The sequence below is a fragment of the Paraclostridium tenue genome (genome assembly GCF_039521565.1).
Lineage (GTDB): Bacteria > Bacillota > Clostridia > Peptostreptococcales > Peptostreptococcaceae > Paraclostridium > Paraclostridium tenue.
Genome location: NZ_BAAACP010000002.1, coordinates 250,066 through 269,389, shown reverse-complemented (window position 1 = coordinate 269,389; position 19,324 = coordinate 250,066). Strand labels below are relative to the sequence as shown.

The window sequence follows — 19,324 nt, the reverse complement described above, 5'->3', positions numbered from 1 at the left end:
ATGATATGATATTTGGTAATGTAAATCATGTGAAAACCTATTCAAATTTAAATGAAGATATAATTAGATGTTTTGAATATGCAAAAGATAACAACCTTTTAGATTATGATAAAGGAAGTTACGAAATTGATGGTAAAGATATATTTGTAAATATAGTAGAGTATGAAACTTGTAAAAAAGAAGATAGATTTTGGGAAGCTCATAAAAAGTATATAGATATTCATCTTATGTTAGATGGATGTGAAAGAATAGATTTAAACTTTATAGAGAACTTAAATCAAAAGGAATATGAAGAAGAAGGAGATTTCCTACCTCTTGAAGGTAAAAATAATTCATACGTTGATTTAGAAAAAGGGCATTTTCTTATTTGTTTTCCAGAAGATGCTCATATGACAGCAATAGAAGTTGATAAACCACAAAATATAAAGAAAGCTATCTTTAAAGTAATAATTAGATAGGTAAAAAAGGAGAATAGTTTTCTATTCTCCTTAATTTTTTAGGAGGATATATGCAAAATATAGATGTGTTTTTATTAATAGGTCAAAGTAACGCTAGAGGAGTTGGAGATAAAACTTATAGCGAAATTCCAAATGAAAACTGCTTTGAGTATTTAAGTAATAATGAAATTATAAAAATGAGATGTGAACTTGAAAAATCTGAAGGGTCTGGAACTATAGCTCCTTCTTTTTCTAATAGATGGAATGAAGTTACTAAGAATAAAGTGTGCTTTATTCATGAAGCTAAAGATGGGTCAAGAATAAAAAATTGGAATCATGATGCAAATAAGTTTTTAGATGATGCTATAATTAAATTTAACAAAGGTGTTAAGTTAATAAATGAAAAATATAAAATAACAAATAAATATGTAATATGGATACAAGGAGAAAGTGATGCAAAATATGGAAGTGACCCTATATATTACAAAGAAAATTTAAAAGATATTGCCAATAGATTAAAAGACGAATGTAATATTGATAAAATGTTTGTAAGTTTAACAGGTTATTGGCTAGGTCACAAAGATTACTTTACTAGAACAAAAAAAATAGCAGCAGCTCAATTTATAGCATGTAAAGAGTGTGATATTTTAAGTTTAGGAAGTAATAGAGCAATGACTTTTCATGATGAGAATTTAACTATAGATGATGTTCATTACTCTCAAATAGGTTTAAATATATTAGGAAGAGATTTAAGTGATAATATTTTAAAATACAATGATACTAAAAAAGATATAATTTTAAAGGATACTATAGACTTAGAAAAATACAGAGAATATATATATAAATTAGAAAAATTACAAAATGATTACATATAAATTTAAAAACAATTGGGGGAATTAATATGAAAAATTTTATTTGCATAGATGTAGGAGGAACATCTATAAAATATTCAGTTATAAAAGAAGATGGAAATATAATAACTAAAAATAGTATGCCTACAGAAGCTATTCAAAAAGGTGGAACTGGAATACTTAAAAAGATAAAATTAATAATAAGAGAATATAAAAAAGACTATGATATAAGTGGAATTGCAATATCTACAGCAGGAATGGTAGATTCAAAGGAAGGTAAAATATTATATGCACTTGAAGATTTAATACCAAATTATACTGGAGTTGAAATTAAAAAAGAAGTTGAAAAGGAATTTAATATATTATGTGAAGTTGAAAATGATGTAAATTGTGCAGGACTTGGAGAAATGTGGTTAGGAGCTGGAAAAGACTCTAATTCTTCCGTTTGTTTAACTATTGGGACTGGAATTGGAGGTTGTATAATAATAGATAACAAACTAATATCAGGATTTAGTAATAGTGCAGGAGAAGTAGGTTATATAAATATAAATGGGAAAAGTTTTCAAGATAGAGCATCTACTAGTAGTTTAATCAAAAGAATAGCAAAGAAAAAGAACATGGACTATATGGATTTAAATGGTAAAATAGTATTTGAACTAGCAAAAGAAAATGACAAAGATTGTTTAGAAGAAATAGATAACATGGTAAAAAATTTAGCAATTGGAATATCAAATATATGTTATATAATAAATCCTCAAGTAGTAATACTAGGTGGAGGAATAATGGCACAAGAAGAATTTTTAAAGCCTAAAATAGAAAAAGAACTTAAAAATACTCTAATAGCAAGTATATATAAAAATACAAAATTAGAGTTTGCAAAACAAAAAAATGATGCAGGTATGTTAGGTGCATTATATAATTTTTTACAAAAAAGGGATAAGGTAGAATAATATTATGAATATATTAGAAAAATTAGAAACACCTGATTTTAAAGCTACAAAATCGGATAAACTACTTATAGATTATATAAAAAATAATTTAGATAACTTTTCTTATAAACCTATTTCTCAAATAGCAAAAGAAAGTAACTTGGGAGAGTCAACTATAACAAGATTTGCAAGAAAGATGGGATTTTCAAGTCTTCAAGATTTTAAAGTAACTCTTACTAAAGAAGTATCTACAATTAGTAATAAAAAAGAAAATATTATAAATAATAATATAGAGAATGATGAACCTGCTTCTGAAACAGCTAAGAAGTTATTAAGTTCAAATATAAATATACTAAGTAAAACTGTAGATATAATACAAAGTGAAGATATATGTAAATGTGCAGATTTAATAATTAATGCTAGAAGAATATATTTTATAGGAATAGGATATTCAGGAATAATAGCACAGGATTCTAACTACAAATTTATGAGAATAGGTTTAAATTGTAGTAGCTTTGATAGTAGTCATACTATGATAATGATGGCATCTATTATGGAAAAAGACGACTTAATAGTAGCTATATCTCATTCAGGTGAAACAAAAGAAATTATAAAAGCTGTTAATATGGCTAAAGAAAATAATGTAGATGTAATTTCTATAACAGAAAATAAAGAATCAAGTTTAAAAAGGATATCAGATGTTAACTTAGGTTATATATCTCAAGAAACTTTACTTGAAACTGGATCTATATCATCTAAATTAGCACAGTTTTTTATAATAGACCTTGTATATACACAAGTAGTTAAGCAAGAATTTAAAGAATCACTTGAAAGAAAAGTAAAGACAACTAAAGCTATAAAACTTCTTTAATTAAAGATTTTGTAGTAAAATGTAACAAATTTGTATCAAAATTATCTATAGTCTGTATTTATATAGAAAATTATGCTAATATAAACACTTAGTACAAAAAAATGACCGTTTTCGACAAAAAAATAAAATACTAGGTGGTGACAATTTGAAAAGTAAAAACATTAAAATAATTTTTAGCATACTTTTAATTTTGGTTGTAGGAATTGCAATTAAGACTTTAAACACTCAAAATACTCAAAGTGAAAAAACATTACGCAAAAGATTTAAAGATCATGTTGTATTTTACCCTCAACATCAAGATGATGAAATTTTATGGGGCGTGAGTGCTATTTCAGATGCAGTAAAACAATGTGGTGCTAATAATGTATATGTTGTACTAGTTTCAGATGGATCAGGCGTTAATGTTTTTAATCAAATACCTAGATTTAAAGGTATAACTAGAAAAGAAAAAGAAATTCTTAGAAATAATGAATTTAAAGCTGCTTTACATGAATTAGGTGTTAAAGACAGTAATATAATAATACTTGCAGATGAAGCTGAAAAACCAGGTATTCATTATGACCTTATGGAAAAAACTATATTAAAATTTGAAAAAGAACTAGGAGATGTTACTCACGTAGCTCATCACTATAGATATGATAATCATATAATGCATAGAAAAAATGGTCAAGTTCTAAAAAAACTTAGTGATGAACATAAAGTAGCAGATGCTAGATATTTTATCAAACCTGCATACTTAAAAGATATACCTAAAGACAAAAGAGATGTTTATAAATCAGAGACTAAAGAGGATAGAGAGAAATCTAAAAAAGCTATTGATCAATATAAAATTGTAAATGAAAAAGAGCAAAAACTTGGAATAGGGTATACTTCGGCTCACACATATTTTGATCATTTATATAGTGATCCTAATTACACATCTGTGCTAAGTTTTAATTAATAGAATTTAATAAAAATAAAAAGTATTTAAAAAGCTATCTTAAAAAATAGTAAAAATAAACTTAAAAATAGGTGGTATACATTGATATCACCTATTTTTAAATATTTTTAACTATTAAATAATAAGATAGCTTTTTTTATTATTTTAAGTAAAAACTGTTAATTTATATGGGAAAAGTATGGGGGCTTATTTGCAAAAGAAACAACTTTATGCTATGATTAAGTTGTTACGAGAAAAAACTTAATTAATTAATAAAGTTGTTACTTTGATTTGAAATATAAACAAAAAAATAGGAGGAAGCATATGAAAAATAATATCGTATTTAAAATATCATTAGTACTGACCAGTCTGGTAGTGATATTTGGATTAATATCACCAGATATGTTTAAAGAAGCATCAAATAAAGGATTTAATTTAATTGTAAGTAATTTTAACTGGGTATACTTATTAGTGATGCTTGCATTAGTAATATTTGCAGTATTTTTGGCTTTTAGTAAATATGGAAACATAAGACTTGGTAAAGATACAGACAGACCGGAATTTAGTAATTTATCATGGTTTTCAATGTTATTTGGAGCAGGAATGGGAATCGGATTAGTATTTTTTGGAGCAGTAGAGCCATTAAAACATATGGTCGCACCTATAGGATTAACGTCTGGAAGTCAAGAAGCCATAAATTTTGCAATGCAACAATCATTTATGCACTGGGGATTAACTCCATGGGCAGCTTATGCAATAATGGGATTATCACTTGCGTATTTTCAATTTAGAAAAGATGCACCAGGGCTTATAAGTAGTGTATTTTTACCTATATTAGGAGAAGAAGGAGTAAAAGGTAAAGTAGGTAAAACAATAGATATATTAGCTGTATTTACAACAGTAACAGGAATAGCAACATCTCTAGGTATGGGGACAATGCAAATAGCAGGTGGGCTTGAGTATATGTTTGGTATAAAAAATACTATATATGTACAAATAGTTATAATAGCTATAGCAACAATACTATACATTAAAAGTTCAACTAGTGGTTTAGATAAAGGAATAAAACTACTATCTAATATAAACTTAACTTTAGCATTTTCACTTTTATTAGGAGCCATAATAATAGGACCAACTATAGATATGGTATCAAACTTATCAAATGGAATAGGATTATATTTAGAAAATTTTATATCTCAAAGTTTATATATTGACCAATCAGGGAAATGGATAGCTCAGTGGAGAGTATTTTATTGGGCAATGTGGATAGCATGGATACCATTTGTTGGAATATTTATAGCAAGAATATCAAAGGGTAGAACAATAAGAGAATTTATAATAGGAGTAACACTAGCTCCAGCACTAGCTTGTATAGTTTGGTTTGCTGTATTTGGAACACTAGGAATGAATTTAGGATTAGATTTTGCAAAAGATGCAACAATGGTAACAGAAACAGCATTATTTAAAGTCTTTTTAAATTATCCATTTGGTAAAGTACTATCAATAATAGCTATGATTTTATTATGTACATTTTTCGTATCATCTGCAGATTCAGCAACATATGTACTTGGAATGTTTACATCTAATGGAGATTTAAACCCAAGTAATAAAAAGAAAATAACATGGGGAGTTATACAAGCTTTACTAGCGGTAGTATTATTAATATCAGGAGGTTTAGAAACATTACAAACAGTATCAATAGTATCAGCATTTCCTTTTGCAATAATAATGCTAATAAGTATAGTTTCTATAACAAAAGCATTAAAAGAAGAATTTAAATTAGAAGAAGAAAAAGCAAAAATAATAAAAAAAGCAGTAGAGAAAGAATATAGAGTTTCAAATAAATATAAACAACCTATAATACCAAGAAAAAAAGAAGTTTATTAATATAAAAAGAGTATCTTGAATTTAAGATACTCTTTTTATTTATAAATTAATTTATAAAAATTTTATTTTTAAATTTTTTTCTCAAAAACTAAGTCAAATTCATTTATCTTTCCATTAAGTTCAAAATCACTTGGAATAGCACTAACAAATCTCCAACCTTCTCTGCTGTATTTATCTATTAATTCTCTATGATCAGAAATTCTAAAAACTGAACTAGCTTTTGACTTAACATAAATGTATGTATACATAAAAATATCCCTCCTTTTTTCCAAAATTAAAGTAACTTTTTAATTAATCTTTATATTCTTCATCTCCATATAAAAACATTGGAACAGAAGTATGGATATTAACATCCCCAATAACCATAAGAATATCATTTTCTAGGAATTCAATATAAGGGCCAGGGGAGAGTATAAGGTCACCATTACGCTTAACAGCAACTATAGTACCTCCGGTATTTTGCCAAAAATTAGTTTGTCCAGCAGTCATACCGATAAACTTACAATTAGCTTTTATTTCAAATTCAAAAGGAACTAGTGGATTAATAGTTGATAATCTACTTGAGTAATCTACTATTTTGTTCATAGTTTCTAATATTTGAGCTTCTAATTTAGCTCGGCTATTAAGAAGAAAAGATAAATCAGACCTATAAGAAGATATATTAGTTATATTTTGATATTTTTTTAAAAAAGATTCAGCATTACTAGAAGATAAAACAATTATACCTTTTCCCTTAATGCTTTGAACAACTTCAATATCCTCAAGAAGTTTTACAGAGCGTCTAATAGTTTCAGGGGAAACATTATACTTAGCAGCAAGAGCTGAACGACCACGAAGTGTAGCGCCTTCAGCTATATTTCCAACATATATATTATTAGCTATATCAAGAGCAATTTTTTGATATATAGGCATAGTATGTGATTTTTCCATAATTCCTCCAAAAAATTTTAATAAATATATTAAAATATTTAAATATTTTATTTCTACTTTAAATAGGTTTCTATAATAAATTAGTAAATATTATCTAATGAATATTATATCACTAAAAAAGGAAATATAAATAGGATTATAATATATAAAGGAGGTTTTTGTATGGAAAATAAAAAACATTTTTTAGATGGAAGTTTAGAAGAATATAATGATAAGGTTGTACCTAAAATACCAGTATTTGAAGGTGAAGATATAACATCTGAAGTTTACTTTTTTAAACCGTTTCAAGTATTAAAAGCTCATAGACATCCACATGGAGAACAAATATTTTTCTTTTTTAAAGGTAGTGGAAAGATGAGTGTAGAAGATGATGTTACTGATGTTACTGTAGGAAATAGTGTATTTGTAAAAGCTGGTCAATGGCATGAAATAACTAATGGTGATAGTGAAATGATTGCGGTTCAAGTAACTAAAGTAGGTGCTGGAGCAGAGTATAAAGAAAATTAATAAAATAAAAACTACTTAAAATTATAATTTTAAGTAGTTTTTATTTATATAAATTGCATTTTCTATGTTTAAGTAAAGGAAGTTTTTCTCTTAAATTATTTATATATTCAAAGTCTATATCACAAACAAAATATCCTTCATCACCATTTAATTTATTAATAATATCTCCCCAAGGTGAAACTGCTATAGAATTTCCATATGATATATAAGAATCATTATAGTTTGTAGAAGGAGCACAGCCGATAGTATAAACTTGATTATCAACAGCCCTGCATCTAAATAATAATTCCCAATGAGAAGGACCTGTTTTCATATTAAAAGCAGCAGGAATAATTATAGCCTTGGCACCACTATCTACCATCATACGAAATATTTCAGGAAATCTTAAATCATAGCAAATACATAAACCAAATCTTCCAAATTCAGTATCAAATACAGTTATATTTTCACCTGGACTAACAGTATTAGATTCATTTACATAAGTATCTCCTATTTGCATATCAAATAGATGTATTTTTCTATGCTTTCCAATTAAATCTCCATTTCTATCAAATACATAAGAAGTATTATAAATTTTCCCATCTAAATCAATTTCAGGCATAGATCCAGCAACTAAATATATATTATTAACTTTTGCTAAATTAGATAAGTATCTATAAGTATTTCCACTTTCAGGCTCAGCATATAAAGGAAATTTACTTGTTAGATAAGGACAGCAAAACATTTCAGGTAATAAAACCATATCAACATCTTTTTTTAAGACATTATGTAAAATACTATTTAAAGTTTTGAGGTTTGTAGATTTTTCATCTTCTATATGCATTTGTATTACAGCTAATTTACATTTACTCATATAAATCCCCCTTAAAATAATCATTAATATAATATTAATATAACTTAATAATTAAAACTACAATAATGATATAATATAAATTAAATTTGATGTAGAAAGAAGGAGAAAATTTGAATGAATTATTAATAAATCTAAATTCAGATATAAAAAGATGTGAAGAAGTCTTAAGAATGAATAATTACTTAGAAATAGTTATAGTTCTAGAGGAAATTATTGATAAGTATAATGACAAAATAGATGATATAGCTATAAAAAATGATAGAGTATGGAACTATAGTAAAAAAGACCTTGAAAACATAACTGACAAACTTATAGTTAAAAGAGATGAAATAATAAATGATTATATATATAATAACATTACCATAGATAGTTTTATAAAAAATATAAAAGAAATTTTGTTACAGAATAAAAAATTTATTGAAGATAAAAAACATGAATTTTTAGATAAAATAAATGAAATTTACAATATATATATAGCAAATATAGATAAAAATTTAAAATGGGAAAAGCTAAAAATATACTTAATTTGGGCTTCAAAACAAGATTTATATATATCTAGAAATATTATAGAATTAATTAACTTAGTAATTAAAAGTTTAAGATAAAAAGGGTATTAATACCCTTTTTATCATCTACAAAGATAAGAATTTACATCTACAGATTGAATTAAACCTAAACTAGGTGGATTACCTATAACATATATTGTATATATTCTATTGGCTTTAAGGTTTAAGTTTCCTGATAAAACTATATCTCCTGTATTACTTGAAGTAACATCCATAGAATAAGCACCAGAAGGAACTTTAGTATAATCTGAATTTCCTTTAAAATTTAAATTCTCAAATAAAGAATTTCCATTAGCAAATACATTAACATTAGGTGAATCAGGAGATAAATGAACTACTCTAACAGTAGATTCTTTAGGAGAAGGAATTTCATCTATATCATCTTCTATTAGTATAAATTCTAAATTATCTAAATTTCCAACAATAGCTATAGTAAATATTCTATCATCAGGAACATCTATCATTTTAGTTAGTATAGTTGTAGTAGAATCTCCTATAGAACGAATTTCTATTGTATGCATTCCTTCTTCCATGTATGAATAATCAGATATATCTGTATAAGCTAGTCCAGGTGCTAAAATTTCACCATCTAAATAAACATCAACTGTTGGTGCATTAGGTGAGGCATGAAAAACTCTAACTATAGAATTACCTTCCTTAGTTTTAAAACAATCCATAAATATTTCCCCCTTATTTACAAACTTTAACTCATATTAAATTATGAAAATTAGAGTAAATATGTTCATAATTAAATATTTTTAAAATATAAAAATATTTAAATCTAAAATAATTGGGTATAATAAAATAAAAGGAAAATATAATACATATTTAATAGGAGGATTATTATGTCAGAGAAAGTGTGTTTATGTAAAGGAATAACAAAAGAAACTATAGTAGAAGCTATAAAAAATGGAGCAGATACTGTAGAAAAAGTTAAAGATGCAACAGGAGCAACAACAGGACCGTGTCAAGGTGCAAGATGCAGAGAAACTATAGAAAAATTAATAGAAGAAAATAAATAATAAAAAATTAGAATTAAGGATACCGTTTATTCCAAAGGATTCAGGAGTGAACGGTATTTTTTTATATAAATAATACTTAAAATATGATACAAAGTTAAAAAAATGGGTATAAGCATATTAAGCATTTGATTGTCGAAAATTACAATTAAATGTTTATTTAATACTTTATGAATTAAATCACAATAAAGGAGCAATTAACATGAAACACTTATTTACAGAAAAGGTAGTCCCAGTAGAATTAGATAATCCGTCTATACAAATAGATTATGACAAATGTATAAAATGTGGATTATGTAAGAGGGTTTGTGCAAATGAAATAGGAGTTGCAGGCTACTTTGATTTAGAAAAAACTGGAGATATAGCAATATGTATAAACTGTGGACAGTGTGTGCAAGCATGTCCTAAAAAGGCTATAACACAAGTTGAAGATATAGACAGAGTTAAAGAAGCTATAAATGATCCTGATAAAATTGTAGTATTTAGTACTGCACCAGCTGTTCGTGTAGCACTTGGTGAAGAATTTAATATGGAAGAAGGTTCATATGTTGAAGATAAAATGGTTCAATCATTAAGAAAACTTGGTGGAGATTATGTATTTGATGTAACTTTTGGTGCTGATATGACAATAATGGAAGAAGCTAGTGAATTAGTAAGTCGTATTATAAATGGTAATAGCAAATTACCACAATTTACAAGCTGTTGTCCTTCTTGGGTTAAGTTTGCAGAAACATTCTACCCAGAATTAATACCAAACTTATCTACAACTAAAAGTCCAATAGGTATACAAGGTACTGTAATAAAAACATATTTTGCAAAAAAAGCTAATATAGATCCATCAAAAATAGTAAATGTTACTATAACACCATGTACTTCTAAAAAATATGAAATACTTAGACCTGAAATGAACAGTTCAGCTAAATTTAATAATGTTGAAGATATGAGAGATAATGACATAATATTAACAACTAAAGAACTTGCTAAATGGTTAAGAGAAGAAAACATAGATTTTGATGCTTTAGAAGGTTCAAAATTTGACAATATATTAGGTCTTGGAAGTGGAGCTGGTTTAATCTTTGGTAATAGTGGTGGAGTTATGGAAGCTGCGGTCAGAACTGTATACAATATACTAACTCATGAAAATCCACATAAAGAGTTTTTACACTTTACTCCAGTTAGAGGACTTGAAGGAGTTAAAGAAGCTACTGTTACTATAGGAGATAAAACTCTTAGATTAGCAGCTGTACAAGAAACTGCAAATGCTAGAACTTTAATAGAAAAGCTAAAAGCAGGAGAAGTTGAATATGATTTTGTTGAAGTGATGACTTGTAAAGGCGGATGTATAGGTGGAGCTGGACAACCTAAAATGAAAGCTAGAATTACAAATGAAATGAGATTAAAACGTATAGAAGGATTATACGATAAAGATAAAACTATAAAAATAAAATGTAGTTATGAAAACCCAGATGTAATAAATGTATATAAAGAATTCTTTAAAGAACCGTTATCTCATTTATCACATGAGCTTTTACATACTAGCTTTGAATCTAAACATGATATGTTAGGACTAGATAAAGATAGTAATTTAAGTGATATAGGTTAAGATATGTTTATTTAATCTAAGGGTAAAGTAGTTATAATATTTAAAAAAAAATATTATAACTACTTTACCTTAGATAATAAAAATCTATTTTATTAATAAAAATATATAAAGATGAATAAATTTAATTATTATTAAAAATTAATAATCAAATATAATATTTAAAATATTTTAAATATTATATTTGGGTATTAATTATACAACCATTAAAATCGAGGTGAATATATGGATGTTATAAATATTATAGAAAAATTATATAAAACAAATGATGCAAGCAAGGAAGAATTATTGTATTTATTAGACAATATAGATGAAAATTCAAAAGAATTATTAATTAAAAGAGCTAATGAAACCAGAAAAAAATATTATAAAAATAAAGTTTATATGAGAGGTCTTATAGAACTTACAAGCTTTTGTAAGAAGGATTGCTTGTACTGTGGGCTTAGACGACACAATAAAAATGCAGATAGATATAGATTAACATTAGATGAAATTTTAGAATGTGTTAGAAAAGGTGATAAGCTAGGATATAAAACTTTCGTTTTGCAAGGTGGTGAAGATGAATACTTTACAGATAATAAGATGGTAGAGATAATTAAAGCCATAAAAAGTGAGTTTCCAAAAAATGCAATAACTCTTTCATTAGGAGAAAGAAGCTATGATTCTTATAAAAAAATGTATGATGCAGGAGCAGATAGATACTTGTTAAGACATGAAAGTGCTAGTAAAGAACTTTATGAAAGTATACATCCAGGTGAGCCTTTTGAAAAAAGAAGAAACTGTTTAAAAAATTTAAAAGATATAGGATATCAAGCAGGTGCTGGGTTTATGGTAGGTATACCAGGACAAACTAATGAAGATTTAGTTAATGATTTAATGTTTGTTAAAGAATTTGAACCTGCAATGTGTGGAATAGGTCCTTTTATACCTCACAAGGACACCCCTCTTGGAAATCATGAACATGGTAGCTTAGAAAAAACAGTTATATGTTTGGCTATTGTTAGATTATTACTTCCAAAGGTGTTATTGCCAGCTACAACAGCTCTTTCAAGTATAGATCCAAAAGGAAGAGAAGAAGGATTAAAAGCTGGAGGAAATGTTATAATGCCGAATTTATCGCCAATGTCTGTTAGAAAAAAATATTCTCTATATGATAATAAAGCATATATATTAGATGAAGATGCAGAGTATAGAACTATGATAGAGAAAAAGATAAATGAAGCAGGGTATGAAGTAGAAGTAAGTAGAGGAGATAATCCTGAGTTTAGAAAATAATAAAGGAGATTAAGTTATGTTTATAAATCATGAAGAAATATATAATATTTTAGAAGAAACAAAAAATCCTTCAAATGAAGAAATAAAAGAAGTTTTAAATAGAGCAAAGAAAAAAGAAGGATTATCATATAAGGATATAGCTATATTACTACAAGCAGAAGATGAAAAAGATTTAGAACAAATATATTCTTTAGCAGGTGAAATAAAAAGAGATATATATGGAAAAAGAATAGTTGTATTTGCACCACTTTATGTAAGTGATTACTGTGTAAATAACTGCGTTTACTGTGGATATAGAAGAGATAATAACTTCTGTAGAAGAAGATTAACAATGGAAGAAGTAGCTGAAGAAGTTAAAATACTAGAACAAATGGGACATAAGAGATTAGCACTTGAACTTGGAGAAGACCCAAGCAATGCTCCTATAGATTATGTTTTAGAATGTTTAGATACTATATATAAAACTCAAAATGCTAATGGAGAAATAAGAAGAGTCAATGTAAATATAGCTGCAACAACAGTTGAAAATTATAAAAAATTACATGAAAAGGGAATAGGAACCTATATACTATTCCAAGAAACTTATCATAAACCAACTTATGAAAAAATGCATCCAAAATCACTAAAAGGAGATTATGAATATCATTTAACTGCTTTTGATAGAGCTATGGAAGCAGGAATAGATGACGTTGGAGCAGGAGTTTTATTTGGATTAGCTGATCCTAGATTTGAAGTTTTAGGTCTTATGATGCATAATGCTCATTTAGAAGAAAAATATGGAGTAGGATTCCATACAATATCAGTTCCAAGACTTCAACCTGCAACAGGTGTAACTTTAGAAAATTATCCACATTTATTAACTGATAAAATGTTTAAAAAGATAGTAGCAATTTTAAGAATTGCTGTACCATTTACAGGGCTTATCTTATCAACTAGAGAAACACCAGCTATGAGAAAAGAATTATTAAAATATGGAGTAAGTCAAATATCAGCAGGATCATCAACTGGTGTTGGAGGATATAAAGAAAGAGAAGCCGGAAATGAAAGTAAGCAATTTAAAACTAGTGATGAAAGAAGTCCTATAGAGATTTTAAAAGAGTTATTAGATGATGGATATATACCAAGTTACTGTACAGCTTGCTATAGAAAAGGAAGAACTGGAGATAGATTTATGCAACTTGCTAAATCTGGTAATATAAAATATGTTTGTGAGCCAAATGCACTTATGACATTACATGAATTTACTCTAGATTATGGAGATAAAGAATTATACAACAAAGCTCAAGAAGTAATAAAAAATGAAACAGAAAAAATTCAAAGAGAAGATTTAAAAACATACACTAAAGAAAGCATGGAAAAAATGAAAAAAGGAGAAAGAGATTTCTACTTATAGGAGGTATATATGAACACTACTCCAAATGCAAATAGAAAACAAATTGGAATATACGGAAATACAAATAGTGGAAAATCTTCATTGATGAATGCTATATTGGGTCAAGAAATATCGTTAGTATCAAGTATTGAAGGTACAACTACAGATCCAGTTCAAAAGGCTATGGAATTAATACCCTTTGGTCCTATATTATTAATAGATACAGCAGGACTTGAGGATAAAAGTGAACTTGGAGAAGTTAGGGTTAAAAAAAGTTATGAATATTTAAAAAGAATAGATTTTGCTATATATTTAGTTGATGGTAATAATATAGATATTAATACATATAAAGCTTGGAAAAAAGAAGCAATTAAGTATAATGTTAATCATGTAGTAGTTATTAATAAACTAGATATATTAAATGAAGAAGAAATTAATAATATAAAAAAATTATTTGAAAGTCCTATATTTATATCAGTTAAAGAAAATAAAGGTATAGATAATTTAAAAGAAAAACTTATAAAACATTTAGAACAAGAGGAAGAAGATAAACCTATAGTTGGAGATTTATTACCTTATGGATCAAAAGTTATATTAGTAGTTCCCATAGATTCAGAAGCTCCTAAGGGAAGAATTATACTTCCACAAGTTCAAGTTATAAGAGATTGCTTAGATCATGGAATAAAAACTTATGTAGTAAGGGATACAGAGTTAAGTGAAGCTTTGACTGAGTTAAAAGATATAGACTTAGTTATAACCGATTCACAAGCTTTTAAAGAGGTAGAATCTATAATTCCAAATGATATGAAACTAACAAGTTTTTCTATATTATTTGCAAGACAAAAAGGGGAAATAAGAGATTTTTTAGAAGGAACTAAAAAGTTAGATTCATTAAAACCAGGAGATAAAATACTTATATGTGAAAGCTGTACACATAATGTATCTCATGAAGATATAGGTAGAGTGAAAATACCAAAGATGCTAAGAAAAATAGCAGGTGGAGAACTTAATATTGAATATAGTGTTTCTTATGATTTTAAGGAAAATATAGAAGTTTATGATCTTGTTATTCACTGTGGAGCGTGTATGGTAAATAGAAAAAGCATATTAAATAAGATAAATTTATGTAAAGAGAAAAATATACCTATAACTAATTATGGGATGGTTATAGCATACTATACAGGTATATTAGATAGAGCTACTTGTATATTTAAATAATAAAAAAAGGTGTATAATTTATACACCTTTTTTTATTATTACTTCCACATTATCATCAATATAATCTTTAACAAATTTATAAGGTACAGTTTTATTAAAAGCTGGATAAGAAGATATAAACCTTACAAATATAGGAGTATCAAATAATATTTTTCTATTATTTAAAAATGTTCTATCGCCATTAACTACTGCACTAATAGATAGTGGTAATAGTTCTAAATACTTTTCATATCTATATTTTGCTACATTATAAGGGTAGTTGCCTATAAAAATAAAAAATGTAAGTTGATATATATCTCCAAAAAACCAAAACCATTGAGAATAAACTAAATCCGTACTTGTAGTAAATAAATCAAGGTCATAAAAATAAGGTGAAATAGATAAATTTACTATTGCAGGATCTTCTAAGTGAGTTATAGTATATCTTCTAAATCTTACTGGCTCAGTAGCTGTGTAAGGTTTTTCTATACTTACATTAACTTTTGATAAACTTAAATTATCCAATAAAATCACATCCTAAATATAATGTCTAGTTTATTATATTTTTTAAATAATAATTTGTGATATGTATATAGTTAAAACCATATACATACATATCCATAGTTGAATAATATAATAGTAATATCTACAGTTTTAAAATTTTATAAGGGGTGAGTATTATAGAATATGAGAACTTTAATTTAAATAGAGATATACAAACAGATAAAAGCATATCGAATTCTATATTTGTAACACATACTGAAGCTTTTGCTCAAGAGGTAGAAAATTTAACTATAGATTATGAAATGATAAGATTAAGTACAACTAGAACTCTCATGTTATTTACAGCTTTAACTAAAACTAATGTAGAAGCAGTTCTTCAATTAGACTCTGTTTTAATTATTGAAAATGTTGTAAGGGTTGCATCTTTAGGGAGTATAACAAGAGGAACTGAAAATGGAATAACAGGTCAAGAAGAAATAGGAGTTAATTTTTTTAAAAATAATCCTAATGTACCATTAACAGGTCAAGGGACAGTAATAGCTGTAATAGATACAGGAATAGATTATTTACATGAAGATTTTATATACCCAGATGGAACTAGTAAAATACTTTATTTGTGGGATCAATCAAAAGACGGAAATCCGCCAGAAGGTTTTTTTATAGGCACAGAATATACAAGAGAAGATATAAATAAAGCCATACAAGAAAATGACAATACTTTATCTATAGATGAAGAAGGACAGGGGACTATGATTAGTGGAATATGTGCAGGATTAGGAAATATAAATAGAGAATATGAAGGTGTAGCACCAGGAGCTGAACTTATAGTTGTTAAGCTTGGAAAAGTAAATGGGTATTATAATAGTGCAATGTTATTTACAGCACTTCAATATGTATATAAAAAATCAGATGAATTAAATTTACCAACTGTTGTACATGTATCAATGGGAAGTACTGGCTTGGCAGGATATGCAAGTAGGGTAAATAGTAGAGATACATACTTTTCAAATGGAATATGTGTAGTAACTGGTGCAGGAAATGAAGGAAATACTCAAACACACATGTCTGGGATTTTAACAAGATTAGGGGATATAGTTGATATAGGTATAGAAGTTGAAGAAGAAGAAGCAAGTCTAAGAATAGAAGTTTGGCTTAGTAGGCCAGATAGAGTAAATTTATATATAATATCTCCAAGTGGAGAAGAAAGTAAAATAGTAGATTTATCAAACTACGAATTAGTAAATGGAATATTTGATTTAGAGGCAACAACATACTCTATAAGATATTCATATCCAACAAGTTATTCAGGTCAAGAACATACGACAATTTATCTTACAAATGCAAAAAGAGGAATATGGAGAGTAAGATTGGAAGGTGCTTACATAACGGGAGGACAATATAATGTATATTTAGAGAATCGTGTATTTTTAAATCCAGGTACAAAATTTACTCAATCTAATCCAAGTTATACAATAACATATCCTTCTGTACAAGATGATGTTATAACTATAGGAACATATAATTCTATAACTAGAAGTCTTTGGCCATCTTCATCAAGAGGACCCAATATGGAAAATAGGCAAAAACCAGATGTTGTAGCACCAGGAGTAAATATAATAGGCCCATATTTTAATAATAGTTATGCAACTATAACTGGAAGTTCAGCCGCAGCCGCACATGCATCAGGCTCTATAGCATTATTTTTTGAATATATTATTGGACAAAACAAATATCCAAATAAGGGTTTTATGCAAATGGTAAGAACATATATGCAAGGTGGAGCAGTTAGTACTGGAGATACAATATATCCAAACAATATTACTGGTTATGGGTTGCTAAATTTTAAGGGTATGTTTGATCAATTAAAATAGGAGGCAAAGTTGTGTATAAAACAGAGAAGTCTTTTTATTTAATTTATAAAGGAGATATAATAAGTGCATTTAATAGAAATAATATAGAAAAATATATTATTTTAAATGATAAACTAGCAGCTATATATGTACCTCTTGATTTTGATGAAACTGTACTAAGTAGTATAATAGAAATTAAGTGGTGGAGTGGGTCAGATCCTATGAGTTCTCTTATGAATATAACCAACAATATAGAAAATGGAGAAAGCATTTCGGATGCAACTGAACTTAATTATATAGAAACAAATCCATATATTAATATTTCTGGAAAGGATATATTAATAGCAGTTATAGATTCTGGAGTAAATTACTTACATCGAGATTTAATAGATGAAAATAATACAAGCAAAATACTTTATCTATGGGATCAAGAAAATGGTAACAAAACACCTCCAGAAGGCATGATATTTGGAAGTGAATTTACAAGAGAAGATATAAATAATGCGATAACAGAGAATGATACTACATTAAGTGTAGACAATACAGGCACTGGTACTATGGCTTGTGGAATTTTAGTAGGAAGAGGAAATATAAACCCTGAATATAGAGGGATTGCAAAAGATGCAGATTTGGTAGTTGTAAAGTTAAGAGGATATGAAGATGTGTATTATCCAGGGAAAATAAGCTATACAGTATCTGATTTTCTAGCAGCTATTAAATATGTTCTTGATATAGCAAAAAAAGAAAATAAACATATGATAATAAATTTAACAGTAGGTACAAAATCAGGTATTAGAGTAGAAGCATCTATATTAGAAATATTTGAAGAATTTGATAGATCAGGTATTATATTAGTAAGTGGAGCTGGAAATGAAGGGAATACAGATATACATTATTATAATAATTTAAAAAATGTTCAAGATTATTTAGATGTAGTTATTCAAAATGGAGAAAATACTAATTTAGATATTATATTAAGAGGTACAGGACCAGATAAAATATCAATACAAATAATATCTCCATCTGGAGATGTAAGCCAGACTATAGCATATTCTCCAGATGACCAAATATATACTGGAAGATTTTTTATAGAAAAAACTGGATATAGAGTAATATACAGATTTCCATGGCTAGAAACAGGAGCGCAAGCACTAGAAATAAATTTAACAGATATAAAACCAGGAATTTGGAATCTTAGACTAACGCCTGAATTTATAATAAATGGAGAATGCCACTTATATCTGCCTAATAAAAATTTAATATCTACTAACACTAGATTTACAGATTCAACCTCCATGGGAACTATAACTGAATTTGCTTTATCTAGAAAGGTTATAACAATAGGAGCATACAATGATAAAACAAACAGTTTATGGATAGGATCATCAAAAGGAAGTATACGTGGAAATCGAATAAATCCTGATATAATAGCACCTGGAGTGGATATTATATCAACGTATATAAATGGAAATTACAACACTGCTACAGGTACAGGAGTAAGTAGTTGTATTGTATGTGGAGTACTTGCACTCATTATGCAATATTTAGAAGAAGAAAGTGGTGTACCAAAACTATCGTTATTTACAGACCCTTTAAGAACATATTTAATGCTTGGAGCAACTAAAAGCGAAATTTATGATTTCCCTAATGTATCTCAAGGATATGGACTGTTAAATTTAAGAAATACATTTAGACAGATATCTAGAAATTTATAGATATTTAAAAACAAATATTAATAAAATATTAAATTGATTTCA

Annotated in this window: 20 protein-coding genes; 15 read left to right on the top strand and 5 right to left on the bottom strand. The window is 27.1% G+C overall.

Annotated features, from left to right (window positions below; genetic code table 11):
• The first annotated feature begins 5 nt into the window (after positions 1-5).
• From ABFX13_RS03080 to ABFX13_RS03055, 6 genes are all read left to right on the top strand, one after another.
• Complete coding sequence (locus ABFX13_RS03080) at positions 6-458, top strand: NanQ anomerase/TabA/YiaL family protein (RefSeq protein WP_346042264.1); 453 nt, start codon at positions 6-8, stop codon at positions 456-458.
• A 50-nt stretch (positions 459-508) separates the two neighbouring features.
• The gene (locus tag ABFX13_RS03075; protein ID WP_346042261.1) at positions 509-1,312 is read left to right on the top strand and encodes a sialate O-acetylesterase; all 804 of its coding nucleotides are present in this window, start codon (positions 509-511) and stop codon (positions 1,310-1,312) included.
• 26 nt (positions 1,313-1,338) lie between these two features.
• Entirely contained in the window at positions 1,339-2,238 is a 900-nt protein-coding gene (locus ABFX13_RS03070; protein WP_346042257.1) for an ROK family protein, read from the top strand.
• Between the two features lie 4 nt (positions 2,239-2,242).
• Positions 2,243-3,088, top strand: coding sequence for a MurR/RpiR family transcriptional regulator (locus ABFX13_RS03065; protein ID WP_346042254.1), 846 nt, complete (start codon positions 2,243-2,245; stop codon positions 3,086-3,088).
• 145 nt (positions 3,089-3,233) lie between these two features.
• A complete protein-coding gene (locus ABFX13_RS03060; protein ID WP_346042251.1) occupies positions 3,234-4,028 on the top strand; it encodes a PIG-L family deacetylase in 795 nt (264 codons plus the stop codon).
• Positions 4,029-4,331: 303 nt separating this feature from the next.
• Positions 4,332-5,894, top strand: coding sequence for a BCCT family transporter (locus ABFX13_RS03055; protein ID WP_346042249.1), 1,563 nt, complete (start codon positions 4,332-4,334; stop codon positions 5,892-5,894).
• A gap of 68 nt (positions 5,895-5,962) precedes the next feature.
• Here ABFX13_RS03055 and ABFX13_RS03050 read toward each other — a convergent pair whose 3' ends face one another.
• Both ABFX13_RS03050 and ABFX13_RS03045 read right to left on the bottom strand, forming a co-directional pair.
• Positions 5,963-6,142, bottom strand: coding sequence for a DUF4177 domain-containing protein (locus ABFX13_RS03050; RefSeq protein WP_346042246.1), 180 nt, complete (start codon positions 6,140-6,142; stop codon positions 5,963-5,965).
• 43 nt (positions 6,143-6,185) lie between these two features.
• A complete protein-coding gene (locus ABFX13_RS03045; protein WP_346042243.1) occupies positions 6,186-6,824 on the bottom strand; it encodes a GntR family transcriptional regulator in 639 nt (212 codons plus the stop codon).
• A gap of 162 nt (positions 6,825-6,986) precedes the next feature.
• Here ABFX13_RS03045 and ABFX13_RS03040 point away from each other — a divergent pair, with 162 nt between their 5' ends.
• On the top strand, positions 6,987-7,331 hold the full coding sequence (locus ABFX13_RS03040; RefSeq protein ID WP_346042239.1) for a cupin domain-containing protein: 345 nt from the start codon (positions 6,987-6,989) through the stop codon (positions 7,329-7,331).
• 40 nt (positions 7,332-7,371) lie between these two features.
• Here ABFX13_RS03040 and ABFX13_RS03035 read toward each other — a convergent pair whose 3' ends face one another.
• The gene (locus ABFX13_RS03035; RefSeq protein WP_346042236.1) at positions 7,372-8,184 is read right to left on the bottom strand and encodes a carbon-nitrogen hydrolase family protein; all 813 of its coding nucleotides are present in this window, start codon (positions 8,182-8,184) and stop codon (positions 7,372-7,374) included.
• Between the two features lie 110 nt (positions 8,185-8,294).
• Here ABFX13_RS03035 and ABFX13_RS03030 point away from each other — a divergent pair, with 110 nt between their 5' ends.
• The gene (locus ABFX13_RS03030) at positions 8,295-8,789 is read left to right on the top strand and encodes a hypothetical protein (protein ID WP_346042234.1); all 495 of its coding nucleotides are present in this window, start codon (positions 8,295-8,297) and stop codon (positions 8,787-8,789) included.
• Between the two features lie 23 nt (positions 8,790-8,812).
• On the opposite strand, the gene ABFX13_RS03025 is transcribed toward ABFX13_RS03030, so the two are convergent.
• Entirely contained in the window at positions 8,813-9,427 is a 615-nt protein-coding gene (locus ABFX13_RS03025) for a DUF4397 domain-containing protein (RefSeq protein WP_346042231.1), read from the bottom strand.
• A gap of 168 nt (positions 9,428-9,595) precedes the next feature.
• On the opposite strand from ABFX13_RS03025, the gene ABFX13_RS03020 reads away from it, so the two are divergent.
• The 5 genes from ABFX13_RS03020 to hydF all read left to right on the top strand — a co-directional run bounded on the left by ABFX13_RS03020 (position 9,596) and on the right by hydF (position 15,234).
• On the top strand, positions 9,596-9,772 hold the full coding sequence (locus ABFX13_RS03020) for a (2Fe-2S)-binding protein (protein ID WP_346042228.1): 177 nt from the start codon (positions 9,596-9,598) through the stop codon (positions 9,770-9,772).
• Between the two features lie 199 nt (positions 9,773-9,971).
• Positions 9,972-11,372: a [FeFe] hydrogenase, group A gene (locus ABFX13_RS03015; protein ID WP_346042225.1), complete on the top strand. Its 1,401-nt coding sequence runs from the start codon at positions 9,972-9,974 to the stop codon at positions 11,370-11,372.
• A 222-nt stretch (positions 11,373-11,594) separates the two neighbouring features.
• Positions 11,595-12,644: a [FeFe] hydrogenase H-cluster radical SAM maturase HydE gene (hydE, locus tag ABFX13_RS03010; RefSeq protein ID WP_346042222.1), complete on the top strand. Its 1,050-nt coding sequence runs from the start codon at positions 11,595-11,597 to the stop codon at positions 12,642-12,644.
• Positions 12,645-12,660: 16 nt separating this feature from the next.
• Positions 12,661-14,037 (top strand): [FeFe] hydrogenase H-cluster radical SAM maturase HydG, encoded by a 1,377-nt coding sequence (gene hydG / locus ABFX13_RS03005; protein WP_346042219.1) that lies wholly within the window; start codon positions 12,661-12,663, stop codon positions 14,035-14,037.
• Between the two features lie 9 nt (positions 14,038-14,046).
• Entirely contained in the window at positions 14,047-15,234 is a 1,188-nt protein-coding gene (gene hydF, locus ABFX13_RS03000) for a [FeFe] hydrogenase H-cluster maturation GTPase HydF (protein WP_346042216.1), read from the top strand.
• A gap of 18 nt (positions 15,235-15,252) precedes the next feature.
• On the opposite strand, the gene ABFX13_RS02995 is transcribed toward hydF, so the two are convergent.
• Positions 15,253-15,738, bottom strand: a complete 486-nt coding sequence (locus ABFX13_RS02995) for a staygreen family protein (protein ID WP_346042212.1) — start codon at positions 15,736-15,738, stop codon at positions 15,253-15,255.
• Between the two features lie 146 nt (positions 15,739-15,884).
• Between ABFX13_RS02995 and ABFX13_RS02990 the strand changes: the two genes are divergently transcribed.
• Both ABFX13_RS02990 and cspC read left to right on the top strand, forming a co-directional pair.
• Positions 15,885-17,588 (top strand): S8 family serine peptidase, encoded by a 1,704-nt coding sequence (locus ABFX13_RS02990; RefSeq protein ID WP_346042210.1) that lies wholly within the window; start codon positions 15,885-15,887, stop codon positions 17,586-17,588.
• 11 nt (positions 17,589-17,599) lie between these two features.
• Entirely contained in the window at positions 17,600-19,282 is a 1,683-nt protein-coding gene (cspC, locus tag ABFX13_RS02985) for a bile acid germinant receptor pseudoprotease CspC (protein ID WP_346042208.1), read from the top strand.
• Positions 19,283-19,324: the final 42 nt, after the last annotated feature.

Excerpts from the sequence above, each read along its gene's own strand:
- ABFX13_RS03080 (WP_346042264.1), top strand. The coding sequence starts at position 6 with ATGATATTTGGTAATGTAAATCATGTGAAAACCTATTCAAATTTAAAT.
- ABFX13_RS03075 (WP_346042261.1), top strand. The coding sequence starts at position 509 with ATGCAAAATATAGATGTGTTTTTATTAATAGGTCAAAGTAACGCTAGA.
- ABFX13_RS03070 (WP_346042257.1), top strand. The coding sequence starts at position 1,339 with ATGAAAAATTTTATTTGCATAGATGTAGGAGGAACATCTATAAAATAT.
- ABFX13_RS03065 (WP_346042254.1), top strand. The coding sequence starts at position 2,243 with ATGAATATATTAGAAAAATTAGAAACACCTGATTTTAAAGCTACAAAA.
- ABFX13_RS03055 (WP_346042249.1), top strand. The coding sequence starts at position 4,332 with ATGAAAAATAATATCGTATTTAAAATATCATTAGTACTGACCAGTCTG.
- ABFX13_RS03050 (WP_346042246.1), bottom strand. The coding sequence starts at position 6,142 with ATGTATACATACATTTATGTTAAGTCAAAAGCTAGTTCAGTTTTTAGA.
- ABFX13_RS03045 (WP_346042243.1), bottom strand. The coding sequence starts at position 6,824 with ATGGAAAAATCACATACTATGCCTATATATCAAAAAATTGCTCTTGAT.
- ABFX13_RS03040 (WP_346042239.1), top strand. The coding sequence starts at position 6,987 with ATGGAAAATAAAAAACATTTTTTAGATGGAAGTTTAGAAGAATATAAT.
- ABFX13_RS03035 (WP_346042236.1), bottom strand. The coding sequence starts at position 8,184 with ATGAGTAAATGTAAATTAGCTGTAATACAAATGCATATAGAAGATGAA.
- ABFX13_RS03025 (WP_346042231.1), bottom strand. The coding sequence starts at position 9,427 with ATGGATTGTTTTAAAACTAAGGAAGGTAATTCTATAGTTAGAGTTTTT.
- ABFX13_RS03020 (WP_346042228.1), top strand. The coding sequence starts at position 9,596 with ATGTCAGAGAAAGTGTGTTTATGTAAAGGAATAACAAAAGAAACTATA.
- ABFX13_RS03015 (WP_346042225.1), top strand. The coding sequence starts at position 9,972 with ATGAAACACTTATTTACAGAAAAGGTAGTCCCAGTAGAATTAGATAAT.
- hydE (WP_346042222.1), top strand. The coding sequence starts at position 11,595 with ATGGATGTTATAAATATTATAGAAAAATTATATAAAACAAATGATGCA.
- hydG (WP_346042219.1), top strand. The coding sequence starts at position 12,661 with ATGTTTATAAATCATGAAGAAATATATAATATTTTAGAAGAAACAAAA.
- hydF (WP_346042216.1), top strand. The coding sequence starts at position 14,047 with ATGAACACTACTCCAAATGCAAATAGAAAACAAATTGGAATATACGGA.